Annotated in this window: 2 protein-coding genes and 1 pseudogene; 2 read left to right on the top strand and 1 reads right to left on the bottom strand. The window is 73.3% G+C overall.

Features of this window, described 5'->3' with window-relative positions:
• A pseudogene (locus BM314_RS31410) lies at window positions 1–179 on the bottom strand (porin family protein); the annotation flags it as partial.
• Between the two features lie 503 nt (window positions 180–682).
• Here BM314_RS31410 and BM314_RS29850 point away from each other — a divergent pair.
• Window positions 683–2203 carry a glucosamine inositolphosphorylceramide transferase family protein gene (locus BM314_RS29850; protein WP_091982177.1) on the top strand — a complete coding sequence of 507 codons (1521 nt, stop codon included), beginning with the start codon at window positions 683–685 and terminating at the stop codon, window positions 2201–2203.
• 84 nt (window positions 2204–2287) lie between these two features.
• The gene (locus BM314_RS29855; protein ID WP_007567273.1) at window positions 2288–2449 is read left to right on the top strand and encodes a YqaE/Pmp3 family membrane protein; all 162 of its coding nucleotides are present in this window, start codon (window positions 2288–2290) and stop codon (window positions 2447–2449) included.
• The last annotated feature ends 132 nt before the right edge of the window (window positions 2450–2581 follow it).

A 2581-nucleotide genomic window follows, 5' to 3' on the forward strand; every position in this document is an offset into this window, starting at 1 on the left:
TTGCGGTCGCTGGCGTCGAAGGCGTAGCCGGCGTTGATACCGAAGTAGGCGCCGGTCCAGGTGAAGACCGGGACGGGGGTGAACACCGGCGGCGGAGCGGCGCGGCGCGGCAGGTCGGCGGCCGAGGCGGCGGCGGTGAGGGCCGTGAAGGCGGCCAGCGAGGCCAGGAGCTTGGTCATGTCGGTTCCCCGAATGTGTGATCTGGCGGTGTGGCTACCGATCACCGGGGGAAATGGCTGTAGTTTTGAGGTCACACCGCCTGTCGAAGGCCCGAAATGCCAGAGTAGAGCATCCTTCAAGACGCGACGAAGCGCGGAAATACAGCGCGCATTACGCGGGCGAGCGCGACAACAACGCGGCGGCGTTTTGGTTGCATCGAAATGTCGGGTCGGAACCGGGTGTGACGGGCGCGCCACACCCGGTTCCGGTCGGCCGCCGGACTGCGCGGCGGCGATCCCGATCGCTCCCGCGGGATCCCGACACCGGCCTGGGCGACCCGGCAAGGTGCCGGAACGCCCCCGCCGCCGCGAGACAGGTTTTCATCCCGCGGATCCCGATCGAGGGTCCGATCACCCGCGCGTCCCGGGCCTCGATCCGAAGTTATGACTCCTGTTACCAACGGGAAAATAGATGGACTCGACAGTCGTCGTCGCGACGACCGCGCGATGGGAACCGGGGCGCCATGCATGTGAGAGTTCGCCTCGACGGCGCGAACCCGCGGCGCTGGCACGTCGCGCTGCTGGACCGGCTGTCCGGCCTGCCGGGTATCGCGGCGGTGAGCGTCGACGCCGCGCCCGGTCCGGACGGGTGGCCGGCACAGGCCGACCTGCTGTTCCGCCTGGAAGCCCTGATCTTCCGGCTGGCGCCGAACGGGTCGCGGCCCGTGCCGCCCGCCGATCTCGCGGCCTGGACCCGTCCCGGGACCCCGGACCTCGTGCTCGACCTGTGCGGCGACGCGGCCGCCGCCTGCCCGGTCTGGCGCGTGGCCTACGACGGCGGCCTCGGCGAGACCGGCCTGCTCGCGAGCCTGCTCGCCGGCCGGGTCCCGCAGCTCGACCTCCTCGAAGGCGGCACCGTCGTCGCCGCGGGTCGGCTCGGCTCGGACTACCGAGGTTCCATCGCCGTCTCGTTCGAGGATGCCCTGTCGCGCACGGCGACGCTCGCCGCCGCCACCCTGCGGGCCCGGTCGGACGGCCGCGCCTTCGCGGCGACGCCCGCCGCGGCCGCGGCCGCGCCCGCCCGTCCGGCGCGGATCCTGGCGTCCCGGCCGGCGCGGCTCGTCGCCCGGAGCCTCGTCGGGCGCCTGTACAGGCTGTGCTACCACGCCCCGCACTGGCGCACCGGGTGGCGGACCCTCCGCGGGCCGGACCTCGTCGCGCTGGGCCGCCATCCCGCGGAGGGCTGGCAGGTGCTGCCCGACGACGGGCGGCGCTTCTACGCCGACCCGTTCCCCCTCGCGGTCGACGGGACGACCCACGTCTTCGTGGAGGAGTTTCCGCACGCGACCGGCAAGGCGATCATCTCGGCGGTCCGCTTCGGGCCGGACGGGCCCGAGGGGCCGCCCGTCCCGGTGCTGGAGGAGCCGCACCACCTCTCCTACCCGTTCGTGTTCGCGCGCGCGGGCTCCGTCTGGATGGTGCCGGAGAGTTCCGCGGCCGGCACGGTCGATCTCTACCGGGCGACCCGCTATCCGGGCGGCTGGGTGAAGGAGGCGACGCTCCTCTCCGGCGTGGTCGCGAGCGACGCGACGCTCCTCGAGCACGGCGGCCGCTGGTGGATGTTCGCCACCGTCCGGGACGCGCCCGTCGGCGCCCCGCCCGGATCGGGCTGCCACCACGACGCGCTGTATCTCTGGTCCGCGCCCGACTTCCGGGGGCCGTACGCGCCGCATCCGGCCAATCCCGTGCTGGTCGACCCGTCCTTCGCCCGGCCCGCGGGCCGGATCGTCGCGCGTGACGGGGTCCTGATCCGGCCGGTCCAGGATTGCGCCCACGGTTACGGCCGCGCCCTGTCGCTGGCGCGCATCGACCGGCTCGACCCGGAGGGGTTCGCCCAGACCATCCTCGACCGGATCGAGCCCGGCCCGGCCTGGCCCGGCAGCTGCCTCCACACGCTCAACACGGGCGGCGGGATCGAGTGCATCGACGGCTCCGGTCGGGCCTCGCGTCTCAGGGCTTATCTGAGCGCGCGGTCCGACGCCTAGGCCGGGCCGCGGCGGAAGCTCGGCCGTCCGGAACCAGCCGCCGCGATCCGTGTTCGCTCACGAACGCGGAGACCCGTTGCCCCCATGATCATGATCCTCATCTGCTTTCTCGCGCCGTGGCTCGCCATGTTCCTGCGCGGAAAGGTGTTCCAGGGCATCCTCTGCATCATCCTCCACCTGACGATCATCGGATGGATCCCGGCGACGATCTGGGCGCTCGTCGTCACCCGCAAGGAAGCGGCCTGACCGGGGCGGAGCGGCCAGGATCGGCGGCTCCGCCGCGTGGTCCGATCCCCGCATACGGGAACGGCGGGGCTCTCGCCCCGCCGCTCACGCCGTCCGTTCGGGCAGTCCGTCGCCCGGGCGGCCCCGAGGGCC

This window comes from Methylobacterium sp. 13MFTsu3.1M2 (genome assembly GCF_900112625.1).
Classification (GTDB): Bacteria; Pseudomonadota; Alphaproteobacteria; order Rhizobiales; family Beijerinckiaceae; genus Methylobacterium.